General features: G+C 65.6%; 13 protein-coding genes and 2 pseudogenes. 5 read left to right on the forward strand and 10 right to left on the reverse strand.

Features of this window, described 5'->3' with window-relative positions:
- Window positions 1–107: 107 nt before the first annotated feature.
- The 8 genes from Atep_RS06540 to bioB form a co-directional block, all read right to left on the reverse strand.
- Window positions 108–1,532 carry an SPOR domain-containing protein gene (locus Atep_RS06540; RefSeq protein ID WP_213380982.1) on the reverse strand — a complete coding sequence of 475 codons (1,425 nt, stop codon included), beginning with the start codon at window positions 1,530–1,532 and terminating at the stop codon, window positions 108–110.
- 110 nt (window positions 1,533–1,642) lie between these two features.
- Window positions 1,643–2,473: a trypsin-like peptidase domain-containing protein gene (locus Atep_RS06545; protein ID WP_213380983.1), complete on the reverse strand. Its 831-nt coding sequence runs from the start codon at window positions 2,471–2,473 to the stop codon at window positions 1,643–1,645.
- Between the two features lie 67 nt (window positions 2,474–2,540).
- On the reverse strand, window positions 2,541–3,770 hold the full coding sequence (locus Atep_RS06550; protein ID WP_236786583.1) for a D-alanyl-D-alanine carboxypeptidase/D-alanyl-D-alanine-endopeptidase: 1,230 nt from the start codon (window positions 3,768–3,770) through the stop codon (window positions 2,541–2,543).
- A gap of 67 nt (window positions 3,771–3,837) precedes the next feature.
- The gene (bioD, locus tag Atep_RS06555) at window positions 3,838–4,506 is read right to left on the reverse strand and encodes a dethiobiotin synthase (protein WP_213380984.1); all 669 of its coding nucleotides are present in this window, start codon (window positions 4,504–4,506) and stop codon (window positions 3,838–3,840) included.
- Entirely contained in the window at window positions 4,503–5,378 is an 876-nt protein-coding gene (gene bioC / locus Atep_RS06560; RefSeq protein ID WP_213380985.1) for a malonyl-ACP O-methyltransferase BioC, read from the reverse strand. Before bioC ends, bioD begins: the two co-directional genes overlap by 4 nt.
- A 32-nt stretch (window positions 5,379–5,410) precedes the next feature.
- The gene (bioH, locus tag Atep_RS06565) at window positions 5,411–6,196 is read right to left on the reverse strand and encodes a pimeloyl-ACP methyl ester esterase BioH (protein ID WP_213380986.1); all 786 of its coding nucleotides are present in this window, start codon (window positions 6,194–6,196) and stop codon (window positions 5,411–5,413) included.
- 184 nt (window positions 6,197–6,380) lie between these two features.
- Window positions 6,381–7,559 (reverse strand): 8-amino-7-oxononanoate synthase, encoded by a 1,179-nt coding sequence (gene bioF / locus Atep_RS06570; RefSeq protein WP_213380988.1) that lies wholly within the window; start codon window positions 7,557–7,559, stop codon window positions 6,381–6,383.
- Window positions 7,560–7,569: 10 nt separating this feature from the next.
- Complete coding sequence (gene bioB / locus Atep_RS06575) at window positions 7,570–8,613, reverse strand: biotin synthase BioB (RefSeq protein WP_213380989.1); 1,044 nt, start codon at window positions 8,611–8,613, stop codon at window positions 7,570–7,572.
- Window positions 8,614–8,792: 179 nt separating this feature from the next.
- Here bioB and Atep_RS06580 point away from each other — a divergent pair, with 179 nt between their 5' ends.
- Together Atep_RS06580 and Atep_RS06585 are read left to right on the forward strand one after the other, a co-directional pair.
- Complete coding sequence (locus Atep_RS06580) at window positions 8,793–9,509, forward strand: ComF family protein (protein WP_213380991.1); 717 nt, start codon at window positions 8,793–8,795, stop codon at window positions 9,507–9,509.
- 64 nt (window positions 9,510–9,573) lie between these two features.
- A protein-coding gene (locus Atep_RS06585; RefSeq protein ID WP_419467078.1) for an IS5 family transposase occupies window positions 9,574–10,411 on the forward strand; the annotation gives its coding sequence in 2 pieces (ribosomal slippage) (window positions 9,574–9,942 and window positions 9,944–10,411; 837 coding nt in all).
- A gap of 3 nt (window positions 10,412–10,414) precedes the next feature.
- Here the strand turns inward: Atep_RS06585 and Atep_RS06590 are convergent.
- A pseudogene (locus Atep_RS06590) lies at window positions 10,415–10,543 on the reverse strand (alpha-E domain-containing protein); the annotation flags it as partial.
- 145 nt (window positions 10,544–10,688) lie between these two features.
- Here Atep_RS06590 and Atep_RS17125 point away from each other — a divergent pair.
- Window positions 10,689–11,075: pseudogene (locus Atep_RS17125) on the forward strand (IS982 family transposase); the annotation flags it as partial.
- A 117-nt stretch (window positions 11,076–11,192) separates the two neighbouring features.
- Here Atep_RS17125 and Atep_RS06600 read toward each other — a convergent pair.
- Window positions 11,193–12,149, reverse strand: a complete 957-nt coding sequence (locus Atep_RS06600; protein WP_213380996.1) for an AAA family ATPase — start codon at window positions 12,147–12,149, stop codon at window positions 11,193–11,195.
- A 647-nt stretch (window positions 12,150–12,796) separates the two neighbouring features.
- Here Atep_RS06600 and typA point away from each other — a divergent pair.
- Both typA and Atep_RS06610 read left to right on the forward strand, forming a co-directional pair.
- Window positions 12,797–14,608: a translational GTPase TypA gene (gene typA, locus Atep_RS06605; protein ID WP_213380998.1), complete on the forward strand. Its 1,812-nt coding sequence runs from the start codon at window positions 12,797–12,799 to the stop codon at window positions 14,606–14,608.
- Window positions 14,609–14,889: 281 nt separating this feature from the next.
- Window positions 14,890–16,371, forward strand: a complete 1,482-nt coding sequence (locus tag Atep_RS06610; protein ID WP_213381001.1) for an OmpP1/FadL family transporter — start codon at window positions 14,890–14,892, stop codon at window positions 16,369–16,371.
- Window positions 16,372–16,416 lie beyond the last annotated feature (45 nt).

Consider the following 16,416-nt stretch of genomic DNA (forward strand, 5'->3'; position numbering starts at 1 on the left):
CCTGACGCGATGAGTCTCGATCGTTGTGGATGGCGAGTATAGCCGTGGACCGGCACCCAAAACCGAGAGCAGGTCCGCGAAATCGTCGTTCGTCCAGGCCGACGTGTTCAGCTTCCGAGTCGCCGGACCTCGATGAGTTCCGTGTCTGCCCTGAGCTTGCGAATCCAGATGTTCAGATTGGCCAGTCCAGGCGGCAATCTGGCGACGACGGCCTCAGCCGCTTCTCGGGTCTCGTGCAGACTGTGGATCAGGACGAACCAGGGGCGCCCCTGATAGGTCTCCTGACGATAGTAATAGACCACCGGCAGGACATGGTTCGCAGCGAAGCGTTCGAGGGCTTCCAGGCTGTTAAAACCGATCAACTGCACCGTGAAGGGCCGATCTCCGACCTGGACCGAATCGGTTGCGAGCGAGCGGGGTTTCCGGCCGTCCGTGTCCGTGCCTCCGGTCTCCGTCTCGGCGGCGGGCGTAGCCTCCGGGACCGGCGCCGGTTCGGGATCGACGGTTCCCTGATCCGGCATGGAGTCGATCTCCGGCTCGGCGGACGGAGCCGATTCGGCATCGTCCGGTAGCGCGTCCTGTACGCCGGACTCCGGCTCGGAGTCGTCGAGCGCGGGCATATCGGCGGCCTGTTCCAGGTCGGTCCGGGGTTCGGTTGCGGATTCGCCGTCGCCTTCGCCGGACGGTTCGCTTGGAGTCGTGGTCGGCGCCGATGGCGCGGTTCCAGCGTCGGAGTCGGACGCGGGCTCCAGCGCAGATTCCGGCTCTATGGAGACCGGGATCTCCGGCTGAGGCTGAGGGGATGAGTCTGGTGCCGATTCCGGCTCGGGGGGCGGTTCAGGTGCGGATTCAGGCTCGGGTTCCGGCGCTGTCTCGGCTCGCTTCACCGAGGCGGGCCGAGGTTCGGGCTCGAGGTGCAGGTCGAGATCCAACGGGGCTGTCGTGGCCTCCTCGCTGAGACGTTCGATGGACTTGGAGATCCCGGCCAGGGCCGCCGACAGTCGATCGAGTTGGGCGCGTGTCTGCGGATCGGGTTCGCCCCGCGACGAGGCGTCGATCTGTTCCAGGGTCTTCCTCAAATCGGTCATCTGTGTCTCGAACGCCTCCTGCGTGGCGTTGAGCTTGAACAGGAAGGAGACCAGCGTGCCCGCAACCAGGAGGCTGAACAGCAGGAGCAGCATCGCCATGAGTGAGCCATGGCGCTTCAGTCGCTCATCGAGCTCGTCGCGCTGGGTCTGGAGCGTGCGCTGCAGGCGCGTGGCGGCGTGACGCCGGTCGTCGTCGACATCGCCGATGCGCGCGATCAGCGAGACCTCGAGCTTCTGGACGTCCTGACGGTACTGATTGAGACTGGCCACGATCCGGGAGATCTGGGTGGCCTGCGCCTTGAGATAGCGCTGGAGCACCTCGCCGGCATTCGTGGAGCGCTCGGGACCGCCCGTGGCCTGGGCGGAATCGGTGGCGCCGTCCGTGCCGGTCGTCGCGGCGGTCTGGATCGATGAATCCGGCTGGGCCGTCTCTGTCTTGTCCATTGAACGCGTCTCGTCGCTGTAAACCCTGTCGATGCAAGATGAACCACAGTAGCCCCGAACTCTAGAGCAGTCCGTTCGGGAGTGCAAACCAGGTCGCCGGATTGTTTCGCTCATGGTCCGCGTTGACCGGTCACGGCACGCAGCGCCGCGCGGGCACGATTGCTGGGCACGGCGAAGCCGATACCGACATTGCCGCCGGTCGGTCCGATCAGGGCGGTATTGATGCCCACGACCTCGCCGGCCAGATTGACGAGCGGACCGCCGGAGTTGCCCGGATTGATCGAGGCATCGGTCTGGATCAGCTTGCCGAGCCGGCTGCCGCCGACACCACTGCGCCCGACCGCGCTGACGATCCCCAGTGTGGCCGTCTGGCCCAGTCCGAAGGGATTGCCGATGGCGACCACGAAGTCCCCGACCTCGAGCCGGTCCGAGTCGCCGAGCGGAAGCGGACGGATGGCGACCGGTGGGATCTCCAGGATGGCCAGGTCCGAGCCGCTGTCTGAGCCGAGGCGGCGGGCCTCGAAGGTGCGCCTGTCCTTGAGCGTGACCTGGATGCGCGTGGCGTCCTTGAGCAGATGCTCGTTGGTCATGACATAGCCGCGCGCGGCGTCGACGATGACGCCCGAGCCCTGACTGCGACGCCGTTCGGACGGATCGATCTCGGGGATGGGCAGCCCCATGCGGTCGAGGAAGTGTCTGAAGTCGGGATCGTTGAGAAAGGGGTGTTCCTCGCGCGGGATGCGCGAGTCGACCGTGATGTTGACGACGGCCGGCGTCACCTGACGCAGCAGTGGCGCGAGCGTGGGATAGCCCTGGGAGCCGGGGATCGGGACGCCCTTGACCAGACTGGTCGGATCGAACCCCGTCGACGAGGGGCTGGTCGCGCAGGCGGCGAGCAGCGAGCCGGTCAGCAGCAGCGACGCCCACTGGAGCGCGTGCATGGGTCGGTGAGCGATGTGCAAGGTCGGAGGCGGATGACCTGGAGCGACTGACATCGGCGAGTGTCGCTCAGCGCGCCAGTTGGCCGGCGACCCGGCGTCTGAGGTCATAGGCCACGGGTTGCTCGATGAGCAGGGCGAACGGTTCCCAGGCACCGCCGCGCCGGACATAGCCGGCATAGCTGCTGATGCCGCGCAGGGTGCCGGTCTTGGCGCGGACATTGGGATCGTCGTCCTGCTGGGGCATCAGGTCGCGATAGGGCGCGAAGGCGTCGAGCAGTTCGACGAGCTGGCGCGCGCTCAGCCGGTTGGCGCGCGACAGGCCGGCGCCGTCGTCGATCTTAAATCCGCTCCAGCCGAAACGGCGCTGGGCGAAGTCGGTCATGGCGCGTTTGGCCTGGGCCATGCCGATCCGGCCCTGTCCGTCCGGCGCGGCCAGACGCAGGAAGAGGGCGTTGGCGACGAAGTTGCTGGAGTACTTGAGCATGGGCGCGACCATTTCGGCCAGGGTACGGCTGTTGGCGTGGCGCAGGAGGCGCTTGGCGTCGCTCGGCGTGGAGGCGATCCGTTGCTGGTCGCCGACGTCGATGCCGGCGGCCCGGAGTTTGGCGGCCAGCAGTTCGCCGAAATAGCGCAGGGCGATCTCGCGTTCGCGCAGGTTGATGCGCTGCTTGCCGGCCGGTCCCGAGCGGCCGAGACGTTCGCCGGTGGCGGTCAGGGGCGTCTGCGGCTCGGCGCTGCGGATGCGCTCGCCCTCGCGGATCAGATTGAGGGTGTTGAAGTTCGCCGCCAGGGCCGTGACCGGGGCGTCGTAGGGGTTGCTCGACGACGAGCGTCCGGCGATCTCGACGTCCGGATCGAAGAGGCTGTCGTCGAGACCGATCCCGGCGACCCGGCGCACGCCCTGCCGTTTGAGCGCCGCGACCAGACGGTCGAGTTCCTCGGAGACCAGATAGGGATCGGCGGACCCCTTGATCCAGAGCCGGCCGGAGGCGTCCTGGAAGACGTCGGTGTGGAAGCGATGGTCGCGTCCCCAGGTCTCCAGCGCCGCGTAGGCGGTCAGGATCTTCATGGTCGAGGCCGGGATGCGCGCGGTTTCGGCCTGATAGGCGATCCGGTCCTGCCCGCGCTCCTTGACCAGCAGACTGGCCTGCGGGAGCGAGCGCACCTGAGCGACCGGATCCTGGGCCAGGACCGTGTGCGCGAAACCGAGCCAGAGCGCGGCGATGAGTAGGAGCCGGGAAGAGCGATGGGCGATCATCGGAGCTGTGATGTTCGGTTGATGGACGCCGGACAGCATACCGCAATCCCGGACTCGAACCATATCCGTAATGACCGGCCCCGAATGCCGGGCGTTTTCACCGTCTTCAGCGATCCAGCGGCAGACAGGCGGCGATGGTCTGTGCATCCGGCGCGTCCATCCAGGGGACGACACCGAGACAGGGGGCCTGAATCAGCATCTGGAGCGTCTCCAGATTGGCTTCCAGTGCGAGCATGTCCGGGTCGACCTGATTGGCGATCCAGCCGGCCAGCTCCGGGCCGCTCGACCGGATCGACTCGGCCGTCAGCAGGGCATGATTGAGACAGCCGAGCTTGAGTCCGACCACCAGGATCACCGGCAGATCCAGCGCGCGCGGGATGTCGCCGACGAAGCACTCAGGCCCCAGAGGTACGCGCCAGCCGCCGACGCCCTCGACCAGCACCCAGTCGGCCTGTCTTGTCAGCTCGGTGTGCGCCGCGCGGATGCGGTCGAGTTCGATCGAGATCCCGACCTCTACGGCGGCCAGATGCGGGGCGATCGGTCGCGCGAAGGCATAGGGATTGACGAGCGCATAGGGAACTGTGAACGTGCCCTGGGCCTGGATGCGCTCGGCATCCGCGTTGCGCAGTCCCTGTGGATGTTGATTGCAGCCGCTCGCGACCGGCTTCATGCCCAGCACCCGGTGTCCGCGTGCCTGCAGGGCGGCCATGAGTCCGAGCGTGATCTCGGTCTTGCCGCAGCCGGTATCCGTGCCTGTGATGAAGAATCCGCTCATGGTTCGACCGCCCGGCGGCGTCCGCCGATGGCTGAGACGGGGATGGCGACTTCGCCGCCGGCCGGCCTGTGTTCGGCCGGCTCGGGTGCCCAGGCGTGCCCATAGAGCACCTCATAGCTGGCCGGCAGGCGACCGTCGCGCCTGTGGGTCTCATAGGCGTCGGCGAGTGCGGCCAGTCGCGCGCGTCCGGTCAGGGCGCGTGGACGGGCGTCGGTGGCATTGCGTGCGCCGAGTGTCTTGAGATCGCGCATCAGACCCTGGACATCGTCATAGGTCAGGGTCAGACGATCGGCGTCCATCACCGGATCGGCGAAGCGCGCGCGCACCAGGGCATCGCCGATGTCGTGCATGTCCGGGAAGGGGCTGACATGGGAGTGTTGGTCGACCTGACTCCAGGCTGTGCGCAGTTCCTTGAGCGTGTCCGGGCCGAAGGTGGTGAAGAGCAGCAGTCCGCCCGGACGCAGTACCCGTCGGCATTCGCCGAAGGTGCGCTCGAGGTCGTTGCACCACTGGAGCGCGGCATTGGAGACGATCAGATCCACCGCGCCGTCGGCCAGCGGCAGCGATTCGGCATCGGCGCAGACGCACAGCGGCCGACGCCGCCAGCTTCCGCGTCGGCGCGCCTGGAGCAGCATCCCGTGGGCGAAGTCCAGCGCCAGCACGCGCGCCTTGGGATAGCGGCGGGCGAGCGGGTCGATCGCGTAGCCGGTGCCGGCGCCGAGGTCGAGAATCCGTTGGGGCGCGAGTCGAATGTAGTCGAGCCGTCCGAGCATCCGGTCGGCGATCTCGCGCTGGAGCACGGCGACGCGGTCGTAGTCGGCGGCGGCGCGTTCGAAGCTGAGCCGGGCGCGGGTCTTGTCGATCGGGTGCATGGTGGTGGTTTTGGGGGCCGGCGTTGTGATGTTCAAAGGGCGTCAAGAAAGGTGCGGATGGCCCGAGCGGTTTCGTGGGGATGCGAGATGTGGGGCGCATGGGCCGCGCCCGCGATGGTCTCGACCCGCGCCTCGGGCATCAGCCGTTCGATGCGTTCGGCGACCCGTGCCGGGACCAGGGTGTCGTGTTGGCCGAAGAGCCAGAGCGTCGGGCAGCGGATGTCGGGGAGCTGGGGGCGCAGGTCTTCCTCTCGCAACAGATCCAGGCCCAGGGCGAGTGCGGCGGGCTTGGGTTCGGGACGCGCGGCCAGTTCATGCTTGAGCGTGCGCAGAGTCTCGCGTGCGCTGTCGCTGCCGCGCGTTTGCAGGGCCAGGAAGCGGTTCAGGGTGCCGCTCGGGTCGGCGAGCAGGCTGTCGTGGAACTGCGCCAGGGTCGCTTCGGGCATGGCGGGCGTCCAGTCGGTCGCCTGGGTGAAGCGCGGGGTGGCGGTCAGGAGGACCAGTCCGGCGACGCGCTTGGGGGCGTGCAGGGCGGCGGCCAGGGCGATGAGTCCGCCCAGCGACCAGCCGACCCAGACGGCGCGTTCGGGGGCGGCGTCCAGGCAGGCTTCGGCCCAGCCCCAGAGAGAGTCGCGTCCGGTGGGGAAGGGGCTGTCGCCATGTCCGGGCAGGTCGATGCGGTGTTGGGTCAGGTCGTTCCAGGTGGGTTCTGGGACGCCGTTCCAGATGGCCGAGTTCATACCCCAGCCGTGGAGCAGGACCAGTTCAGTGGTGGTTTCAGGGGCTGGAGTGTGCGGGGGAGCGGATTGGTTCGACATCGGTTGTGGTTTCGGTATGGTTGCTTGACTCGGTAGGTGGGTGGTTCGGGGCGCCGTCGTCGGGAGGGCGCCGTGAATCCGTCTCTGGAGGCTTGACGACCGCATCCATGCGGTCGACACCCCCCGCCGACGGCGCCCCGAACCACTCGTTGACCGTATCACGGGCGGCTGGGCGTTGGTTCGGTCAGGTCGGTAGTCTGGCCAGGGCCGCGAGCAGTCGGTCGATGTCGTCGGCGGTGTGGGCGGCTGAGAGCGTGACGCGGAGCCGAGATGTGCCTTCGGGAACCGTTGGGGGGCGGATGGCTGTGACCAGGAGGCCGGCCGCTTCGAGCGCGGCGCTCCAGGCCAGTGCCTGTTCGGCGCTGCCGGCCAGGATCGGCTGGATGGGTGTGGGTGAGTCCATCAGGTTCAGTCCGATTCGGGTCGCTCCGGTGCGAAAGCGCTCGATCCACTCGGCGAGCCGTTCGCGCCGCCAGTGTTCGCGTCGGGTGATGGCGAGACTGGTGAGCGTGGCTTCGGCCAGGGCTGGTGGAGTGGCCGTGGTGTAGATGTAACTGCGCGCGCTCTGGATCAGGGTCTCGATCAGTTCCTCGGAGCCGGCGACGAAAGCGCCGAAGGTGCCGAAGGCCTTGCCGAGCGTGCCCATCAGGATCGGCACGTCTTCGGGGCCGAGCCCGAAGTGATCCGGTGAGCCGCGTCCTTCGTGTCCCAGCACCCCCAGTCCGTGCGCGTCGTCGACCATCAGCCAGGCGCCGGAGTCACGCGCGATGGCGGCCAGCTCGGGCAATGGGGCCGGATCGCCGTCCATGCTGAAGACGCCGTCGGTGACGATGAGCCGCGCGGGGTCGCCGGCGATCAGGCGTTTGAGCGCCTGGGCGTCGGCGTGCGGATAGCGGCGCAGTCGGGCGCGTGACAGCAGGGCGCCGTCGAGTAGCGAGGCATGATTGAGCCGGTCCTCGAACACTGTGTCGTTCCGTCCGGCCAGGGCGCTGATGACGCCCAGATTGGCCATGTAGCCGGTCGAGAAGAGGAGGGCGCGCGGACGGCCGGTGAACTCGGCCAGCGCTTCTTCCAGTGCCTGATGCGCGCGGCTGTGACCGTTGACCAGATGCGCCGCGCCGCTGCCCACGCCCCAGCGTTCGGCCCCGTCGCGCAGGGCGGCGATCACCTTTGGGTGATTGGCCAAGCCCAGATAGTCGTTGCCGCAGAAGCTCAGCATCGGTCGGCCGTCGACCCGCGCCTGGGGTTGCTGTGGGCTGTCCTGGAGCCGGCGGCGGCGATAGAGCGACTGGGCCTTGAGCGCGTCGAGTCGCGGGCGCAGTTCGGTCTCGGGGTTGGGGCGGCTGGACGGCGGTCGCTCCATGTCTCGTGCCTCAGAGCCGGATCTTGTGCTCAGTGGTCTTGTGACAGGCGCCCGGCTCGGTGCGTTCGGCCTCGACCTGCTCGAAGCTCAGACCCAGACGCTCGAACAGTCGACGGTCGCGGTCGGACTCGGCATTGGGTGCGGTCAGTAGCCGCTCGCCGTAGAAGATCGAGTTGGCGCCGGCCAGAAAGCAGAGCGCCTGCAACTCGTCGCTCATCTCGCTGCGACCGGCGGACAGTCGGACATGCGAACGCGGCATGATGAGGCGCGCCGCCGCGACCACGCGCACGAACTCGAAGGGATCGAGCGCGTCGACGCCGAACAGCGGCGTGCCCTCGACCTGGACCAGCAGATTGATGGGGACGGATTCGGGATGCGCCGGCAGGTTGGCGAGCTGGCGTAACATGGAGGCGCGGTCGCGGCGCGATTCGCCCATGCCGAGGATGCCGCCGCTACAGGTCTTGAGTCCGACCGCGCGGATGTGTTCCAAGGTGTCGAGCCGATCCTGATAGGTGCGGGTGCTGATGACCTGACCGTAGAACTCGGGCGAGGTGTCGAGGTTGTGGTTGTAATAGTCGAGTCCGGCGTCCTTGAGCCGGCGCGCCTGTTCGGCGGTCAGCATGCCGAGGGTGACGCAGGTCTCCAGTCCGAGCGCGTGGATACCCTCGACCATGGCGATCACCTGTTCGAGATGGCGATCGGTCGGGTTGCGCCAGGCCGCACCCATGCAGAAACGGGTCGCACCCTGGGCCTTGGCGGCGCGCGCGGCGTCCAGCACGGTGTCGAGCGGCAGGATGCGCTCAGGTTCGACGTCCGTTGCATGGCGCGCGCTCTGGCCGCAATAGCCGCAATCCTCGGGACAGGCGCCGGTCTTGATGCTCAGCAGGGTGCTGACCTGGATGGTATTGGGATCGAAGTGGGCGCGATGGATGCTCTGAGCCGTGAACAGCAGATCGTTGAACGGCCGGTCGAGGATCGCTTCAATCTCGTCGAGCGACCAATCGTGACGGAGTGCGGTCTGTGACTGGAAGGCGGTGGTCTGGATCTGTGACATGGGCGGAAGGAACCGGATGTGGCCTCGAAATCGGTCGTGACGAAGCGATAAAAGGCCCATTACTCTAAAGGGCTTGTTTGACTTGTCAACTGATTTTGGCTCTCAGGGTTTACAACTCAAGCCGCCGACATCGGCTCCGCTGGTGTGCGAATGGCGTCATGATCGAGGGGGAGAGTGCCGTGTGGAAACTCGGTTTGGGGGGCGATCGCCGTCTGCTCGACGTCCTGTTCCCGCCAACCTGTCTGCTTTGCGGCGCACCCGGCGAGGCGGGCCGCGATCTCTGCGCCGGTTGCGCGCTGGATCTGCCCTACAACCTCCGCGCCTGTGCCCGGTGCGCGCGTCCCTTCCCGGTTCCGCTGCCGGATGGGGCGATCTGCGGCGATTGCGAGCGCCGTCCGCCGCCGTTCGAAGTCTGTCTGACGGCCTTTCGCTATGAGGGTGCGGTGCCCTTCCTGATCACGGGCGCCAAGTTCCGAGGACGGCTCAATGCCGCGCGGCTGCTGGGTCAGTGTCTGGCCGAGCATGTACGTGAGTCGGCGGACGACCGGCTCGAGGCTCTGGTCCCGGTGCCGCTGCATCCGCGACGCCAGCGCACACGCGGCTACAACCAGGCCCTGGAGATCGCGCGCGTCACGGGTCGCGAGCTGTCCATTCCGATCGAGCCGCGTCTCGTCGCCCGCACCCTGGCCACGCCGCCCCAGGTCGGACTGACGGCGCGCGCCCGGCGGCGCAACATCCGGGGCGCCTTCAAGGCGATGGAAGATCTCAAGGGACGGTATCTGGCCATCGTCGATGATGTGATGACGACCGGCGGCACGGTCTCCGAACTGAGTCAGGTGTTGATCGACGCCGGTGCCGCGCGGGTCGATGTCTGGGCCGTGGCGCGGACGCTCTAAGAGCCTATCCCAAAAGGTGATATTCTCGGCTGAAGTTTTCTCGATCAAAGGAGTCAGAACGACGATGAGCTTGGCGGTTCAAGACGATGGTTGGCGGTTATCCGACGCCCTGTGGGCGCAGCTCAAACCCCTGTTGCCCGTGTACCAGCCGCCGTCCCATCCGCTGGGCTGCCATCGGCGCCGGATCGAGGATCGGGTGGTGATGGAGGGGATCTTGTTTGTATTGCGCACCGGCTGTCAATGGAATGCGCTCAACGCCACCGGGATCTGTTCGAGCAGCACGGCGCATCGACGGTTTCTGGAGTGGGTGGAGGCCGGGGTGTTCGCGCGCTTCCGGCAGGCCGGTGTGCTCAAATACGATGAACTCCAAGGGATCGACTGGTCGTGGCTGTCGCTGGATGGGACGATGACCAAGGCGCCGCCGGCGGGGTCAAAAAACGGGGCGCAACCCGACGGATCGCGGCACACAGGGTGTCAAGCGCAGCCTGTTGACGGAAGGCGCCGGCCTTCCCCTGGCGGTAGCCATCGACGGGGCCAACCGCCACGACATGAAGCTCACGCGCACGACCTTGGAGGGGATCATCGTCCCCCGTCCCGCCCCCACGCCCGAGAGACCACAGGGCCTGTGCCTGGATGCCGGCTATGACTATGACGAGGTCCGGACGATCGCTGCGGAGTTGGGGTTCACGCCCCACATTCGCCAGCGGGGTGAGGAAGCCGAGGCCGTCGTGCGTCACCCCGACTTCAAGCCCCGGCGCTGGGTGGTGGAGCGCACACATAGCTGGATGAATCGCTTCCGTCGCCTGTTGGTGCGCTGGGAGAAGCGCGATGACACCTACTTGGCCATGGTCCATCTGGCGCTCGGGATCATCACTTGGCGGGCTACCGGCCTTTTGGGATAGGCTCTTAAAGATGGTGACGCGCAGCAGGCGCACCAGTCCTTCGGCGCGCTCGGCATAGCGTCCGATCCAGAACAGATTGTCGGCCACCCGGCTGGAGACGGCGCTCTCCTGGACCACGGCCGGGGTGATCTCGGAGAGCGGGAGCAGGGTCTGTTCACCCGATGTGCGACTTTTTAACGGCCTGTGTGGATGCTTGACGTCTGGTTGGAGCGACAAGGCCGTCTGAACTACGCTGAGAAGAGGGTCCACTCACCTCAGAGGCGTTCGGGAGGCGGCCATGTCGCTGGAAGACTTTATCATCGTGGTGTATGGCTGGATAGACGATCAACTCAAGGAGTGGTTGGGACCGACAAGGCACCTGCGTCAGCGTGGGTTTGCCCCCCAGCTCAGTGATAGCGAGGCGATCACGCCGGTGGTCGTCGGCGAGTTTCTCGGTTATGACACCGACGTGGGAATCTGGGCGTATTTCCGCCAACACTAGGCGGCCGGGTTTCCGGGGCTGAGGTCGCGCAGCGGTTTTGCACGCCAAGCGGCCAACCTCCGGGTGGCCACGCAAGCGCTTCGGGAGCGTTTGAGCCGTGACTTGGGGGCCATGGACGATCCGGTGCATCTCGTTGACGGCTTTCCGGTGCCCGTCTGTGTGATCACCCGCGCGCGACGCTGTCATGCGGTTGCATTTTTTTACGTCAAAGTGCATTTGGCACGAGCTAGTCTTCTCGTTGACTAGACTTCTTTCAGTTCCGTCAGTCTAGACAACGAGCGCTCTAGTAAAATCCAACCATCACGGAATCGCCACCAAACTCAACAACCGCTTGATAAACGCATCCGTCGTCACCCCTTCGGCTTCGGCCTCGAAGGTCAGCAGAATGCGATGACGCAGAATCTCCGGCGCGACCGACTGGATATGATGCGGCACCACGAAACTCTCCCCATCCATCCAGGCCCGCGCCCGCGCACAACGCGCCAGCGCAATACTCGCGCGCGGCGAAGCCCCGAAACGACACCAGCGCCCCAGATCCCGGTCATAGAGCTTCGGATTGCGCGTCGCCTGCACCAGATCGACGATATAGTGATGCAGCTTGGGATCGAGATAGATCTCGGCCACGTCGCGCCGCATCGCAAACAGCTCCGCCTGACTCAACCGCCTGACCGGCGGCGCATAACTATGCTTCTGCTGCTCACTATCGAGCTCCAGAATCCGTAACTCCTCGTCACGACTCGGATAGGTCACGACCGCCTGCATCAAAAAGCGGTCGAGCTGCGCCTCCGGCAAATGATAGGTGCCCTCCTGCTCGACCGGATTCTGAGTCGCCAGCACCATGAAGAGCTGGGGCAGGGGATAGGTCTTCTGACCGACCGTGATCTGATGCTCGGCCATCGCCTCCAGCAACGCCGACTGCACCTTGGCCGGCGCCCGGTTGACCTCATCGGCCAGCAGCAGATTGTGGAACAACGGCCCCTGACGAAACTCGAACTCGCCCTTCTCATGGCGATAGATGTCGGTGCCGATCAGATCCGAGGGCAACAGATCCGGCGTGAACTGAATGCGGTGGAAATCGCCCTCGATCGACTCGGCCAGCGCCTTGACCGCCGTGGTCTTGGCCAGCCCCGGCATCCCCTCGACCAGCAGATGACCATCGCTCAACAGACAGACCAACATGCTGTCGATGAACGCCTGCTGGCCGATGATGCGTGAGGCGATGTGATCGCGAACGGCTTGGAGATCGCTTGGCGTCATGCGCGTTTCTTCTCTGTTCCGGTGGTGGCTGGATGGTGCACCCTGGATCGGAGCGGGCCGCGTGCCCCGGTCGCTCCAGGGTATGTCTGTCCTCTGCGCCCTATGCTGAGTCTTTTCCGGAGCCGGTGCAAGCCCGCCGTCCCGACGATTTGTTCACAGGCCGCACCCGCTCACCCGCCACCACGATCCCGGCACCGATCGGGTCAAGCCAATTTGTCAATGACTCGCGCAGTCGATTGAATTTAAAAGCTTTTTTCAAGCGGTCAAAATGCGACCGATCTGTTTCGCGTCCAGTAACCACGCGCCCTGGAAGCCGACGAACGAAAGTTGTGCACAGACTTATCCACAGGCTCTGTTGGTATCTCGGAAAAATCCAAGCCGGGCCAAGTGTTGCGGAATCATGACGAGACGCCACCCGAACAATCGTCGCCGGATCGACCCTGGCGACACCTCACCGCCCGCCACCCCGACATCCGCCGACGCGCAAGACACAGCACGCGATTCGTCCGTCGGACGTATATAATCGCCGGCGAGGCCGAATTCAGTCACGTCCATCCCGGCCGCGACCCCGTTTCCCGCCAGACATCCCGACCCCCAACCCCGAATCCATCGTCAATCCTTAGCCGCTGCGCCCGGAGTCCAGTCCTGTGATCGAAAATCTTCGTAACATCGCCATCATCGCCCACGTCGATCATGGCAAGACCACGCTGGTGGACAAGCTGTTGCAGCAGTCCGGCACGCTCGGCGACCGCTTCGGGCCGGTCGAACGGGTGATGGACTCCAACGCGCTGGAGAAGGAACGCGGCATCACCATTCTGTCGAAGAACACCGCGCTGCGCTGGAACGACTACCGCATCAACATCGTCGACACCCCAGGCCACGCCGATTTCGGCGGCGAGGTCGAGCGCGTGCTGTCGATGGTCGACTCGGTGCTGCTCCTGGTCGATGCCCAGGAAGGCCCCATGCCCCAGACCCGCTTCGTCACCAGCAAGGCGTTCGCGCACGGTCTGCGCCCGATCGTGGTCATCAACAAGATCGACCGTCCGGGCGCGCGTCCGGACTGGGTCATCGATCAGGTGTTCGACCTGTTCGACCGGCTCGGCGCCAGCGACGAGCAGCTCGATTTCCCCATCGTCTACGCCTCCGGCCTGAACGGCTACGCGGGCCTCACCGACGACGTGCGCGAAGGCGATATGACCCCGCTGTTCGAGGCCATCGTCCAGCACTGCCCGGCGCCCGAGGTCGATCCGGATTCGCCGTTCCAGATGCAGGTCTCGACCCTCGACTACAACGCCTATGTCGGCGCCATCGCCGTCGGGCGCATCCGCCACGGGCGCGTCAAGCCCAACCAGCAGGTCGTCGTGGTCAAGCCCGACGGCACGCGCCACAAGGCCAAGATCGGTCTGGTCTACGGCTATCTGGGTCTCGACCGCCACGAGGTGCCCGAGGCCACGGCCGGCGACATCGTGGCCCTGACCGGCATCGAGGCGCCCGGCGTCTCGGATACCCTGTGCGATCCCGAACACGTCCGGGCCCTGCCGACGCTCACCGTCGACGAGCCGACCGTGACCATGACCTTCCAGGTCAACACCTCGCCCTTCGCCGGCAAAGAGGGCAAGTATCTGACCTCGCGTCAGCTTAAGGACCGGCTCGAACGCGAGCTGATCCACAACGTCGCCCTGCGCGTCGAGGAGGGCAACGATCCGGAGAAATTCCGCGTCTCCGGGCGCGGCGAGCTGCATCTGTCGATCCTGCTCGAAACCATGCGCCGCGAAGGCTTCGAGCTGGCGGTGTCGCGTCCCGAGGTCATCTTCCGCGAGATCGACGGCCAGATCTGCGAGCCATACGAGCAGCTCACGGTCGACATCGACGAGACCTCGCAGGGGTCGATCATGCAGGCGCTCGGCGAGCGGCGCGGTGAGCTGAAAGACATGGTGCCGGACAGCAAGGGCCGGGTGCGGCTGGATTACGAGATCCCCTCGCGCGGTCTGATCGGCTTCCAGACCGAGTTCATGTCCCTGACCTCGGGCACCGGACTCAAGTACCACGTCTTCGAGCGCTATCGTCCGGCGCATATGGGCGGCATCGCGCCACGCCGCAACGGTGCCATGATCTCGAACGCCACCGGCAAGGCGCTCGGCTATGCGCTGTTCAACCTGCAAGAGCGCGGACGGATGATGGTCTCGCCCGGCGAAGAGGTCTACGAGGGACAGGTGGTCGGCATCCACTCGCGCGACAACGATCTGACCGTCAATCCGCTCAAGGCCAAGCAGTTGACCAACATCCGCGCCGCCGGTTCGGACGAGAACATCCTGCTCACGCCGCCGGTCAAGTTCACCCTGGAACAGGCGCTGGAGTTCATCGAGGACGACGAGCTGGTCGAGATCACCCCGAGCGCCATCCGCGTGCGCAAGCGTCATCTCAAGGAGAGCGATCGCAAGCGGGCGAGTCGGGGCTGATTGGAGGCGGCCCGGTTCCTCGAATTTTTTGCCGTTGATGCATCCTCTGCACGGTCCGCATCGATCGATTGATTTTTGACAATCCGTTATCTTCCGACCCAATATCACGGGTGAGGAGGCCAGGGTGTCTCGGTGGCCCCATCCCGTCCTGACCGGACGGGGCTTGCCGTGGTCCCGGAGCCTTCCCACCGCATGGGATCCATGCGGGTTCGGCGAGAGTGGATCGATATCGATCGAAGATCGATGGCCTTATAAAACCTTGCAGGGGGACATCCCGGGTTATGAAAACGAAAATCAGGCATTCGCTGGCCCTGGCCCTAGTGACCGCCGGTGCGATTCCGGTCACGGCCTCAGCCACCAACGGCTATTTTTCACACGGCTGGGGTGTGCGCTCCAAGGCCATGGCCGGCGTGGCCACGGCCCTGCCGCAGGACACGCTGGTCACGGCGACCAACCCGGCCGGCATGGCCGTCATCGGCCACGGTTTCGATGTCGGGGTGTCCTTATTCAGCCCCTCGCCCCGCGGCTACAAGGCCAACGAGGATTATGCGACTCAGCAGATCCAGACCGGTCAGGGAACCTTCAGCCTGCCGGCGGGCGGCTTCGTGACTCCGGGTGAGTACGACAGCAGCGACGACTGGTTCCTGGTCCCGAGCTTCGGTTACAACCATCATCTCGACGAACGCAGCACCATCGGCATCACGGTCTTCGGCAATGGCGGGATGAATACGCGCTACAAGAGCCGTGCTCCCTTCGAGAACTTCTCGGTCTATCCCAACCAGCGTGTCGGCGCCTATCCGGACGGTAGCGTCGGCCCCTATTTCGACTTCTCCTCGGGCCGGCCCAGGCCGGTCACGGAACCGGTGGCGGGCACGGTCAACGGCAATCCGAACGGCATCTACACGGCCACGACCCCGACCGGCATCAATCTCGAACAGCTCTTCATCGAGATCCCCTATACCCTGAAGCTCGGCGACGGAAACCGGGCCGTGGGTATCGCGCCCGTGTTTGCGATCCAGCGATTCGAGGCGACCGGACTCGAACCCTTCAGGCAGATGTCGGTGAATCCCGACAAGGTCACCAACAACGGCGATGACTGGAGCTATGGCTGGGGCCTGCACTTCGGCTGGTACGGACAGGTCACAGACCAGCTTGCGCTCGGCGCTTCCTATCGCACGACGATCTGGATGAGCAAGTTCGATGAGTATGCCGGTCTCTTCGCCGATGGCGGTTCCTTCGACATCCCGGCGATGTTCAATCTGGGCCTCGCCTACAAGGCTCGGCCGAACCTCACCATCGCCTTCGACTATCAGCACATCTTCTACGACGAGACCGACTCGATCGCCAACTCCAACGATGCGGATCTCACCGCTTGTCAGCAGGCGGGGCCGAAGCCGTCCTATTGTCTCGGCGGCAACAGTGGCGTCGGCTTCGGCTGGGAGAGTATGGACGTACTCAAACTGGGTCTGAGCTACGAGGCCACCGACCGCCTGACCCTGATGGGCGGTGTGAGCTACAACACCGACTTCCTGAAGTCCGATCGCCAGGGGCTGTTCAATGTGCTGGCGCCGGCGACCGTGCGTTGGCACTGGACGCTCGGCGCGGCCTACAAGGCGACCAAGTCGGACGAGTTCTCGATCTCGCTCGCCTACATGCCCAAGGCGACCTTCGACGGCACCAGCCCGACCCTGACCCAGACCCAGTCCGGCAGTCTCTACATGGAGCAGTTCGAGGTCGGTCTCGGTTGGAGCCACCGCTTCTGATCGGGATTCCGTCCGGCGTGGCAGGTCCACGCCGGACGGAGACGG

It is taken from the genome of Allochromatium tepidum (genome assembly GCF_018409545.1).
Taxonomy (GTDB): Bacteria; Pseudomonadota; Gammaproteobacteria; order Chromatiales; family Chromatiaceae; genus Thermochromatium; species Thermochromatium tepidum_A.

What these genes read in the sequence shown, in the direction of transcription:
- Atep_RS06540 (WP_213380982.1), bottom strand. Translation starts at nt 1,532, where the DNA reads ATGGACAAGACAGAGACGGCCCAGCCGGATTCATCGATCCAGACCGCC.
- Atep_RS06545 (WP_213380983.1), bottom strand. Translation starts at nt 2,473, where the DNA reads ATGCACGCGCTCCAGTGGGCGTCGCTGCTGCTGACCGGCTCGCTGCTC.
- Atep_RS06550 (WP_236786583.1), bottom strand. Translation starts at nt 3,770, where the DNA reads ATGCTGTCCGGCGTCCATCAACCGAACATCACAGCTCCGATGATCGCC.
- bioD (WP_213380984.1), bottom strand. Translation starts at nt 4,506, where the DNA reads ATGAGCGGATTCTTCATCACAGGCACGGATACCGGCTGCGGCAAGACC.
- bioC (WP_213380985.1), bottom strand. Translation starts at nt 5,378, where the DNA reads ATGCACCCGATCGACAAGACCCGCGCCCGGCTCAGCTTCGAACGCGCC.
- bioH (WP_213380986.1), bottom strand. Translation starts at nt 6,196, where the DNA reads ATGTCGAACCAATCCGCTCCCCCGCACACTCCAGCCCCTGAAACCACC.
- bioF (WP_213380988.1), bottom strand. Translation starts at nt 7,559, where the DNA reads ATGGAGCGACCGCCGTCCAGCCGCCCCAACCCCGAGACCGAACTGCGC.
- bioB (WP_213380989.1), bottom strand. Translation starts at nt 8,613, where the DNA reads ATGTCACAGATCCAGACCACCGCCTTCCAGTCACAGACCGCACTCCGT.
- Atep_RS06600 (WP_213380996.1), bottom strand. Translation starts at nt 12,149, where the DNA reads ATGACGCCAAGCGATCTCCAAGCCGTTCGCGATCACATCGCCTCACGC.
- Atep_RS06610 (WP_213381001.1), top strand. Translation starts at nt 14,890, where the DNA reads ATGAAAACGAAAATCAGGCATTCGCTGGCCCTGGCCCTAGTGACCGCC.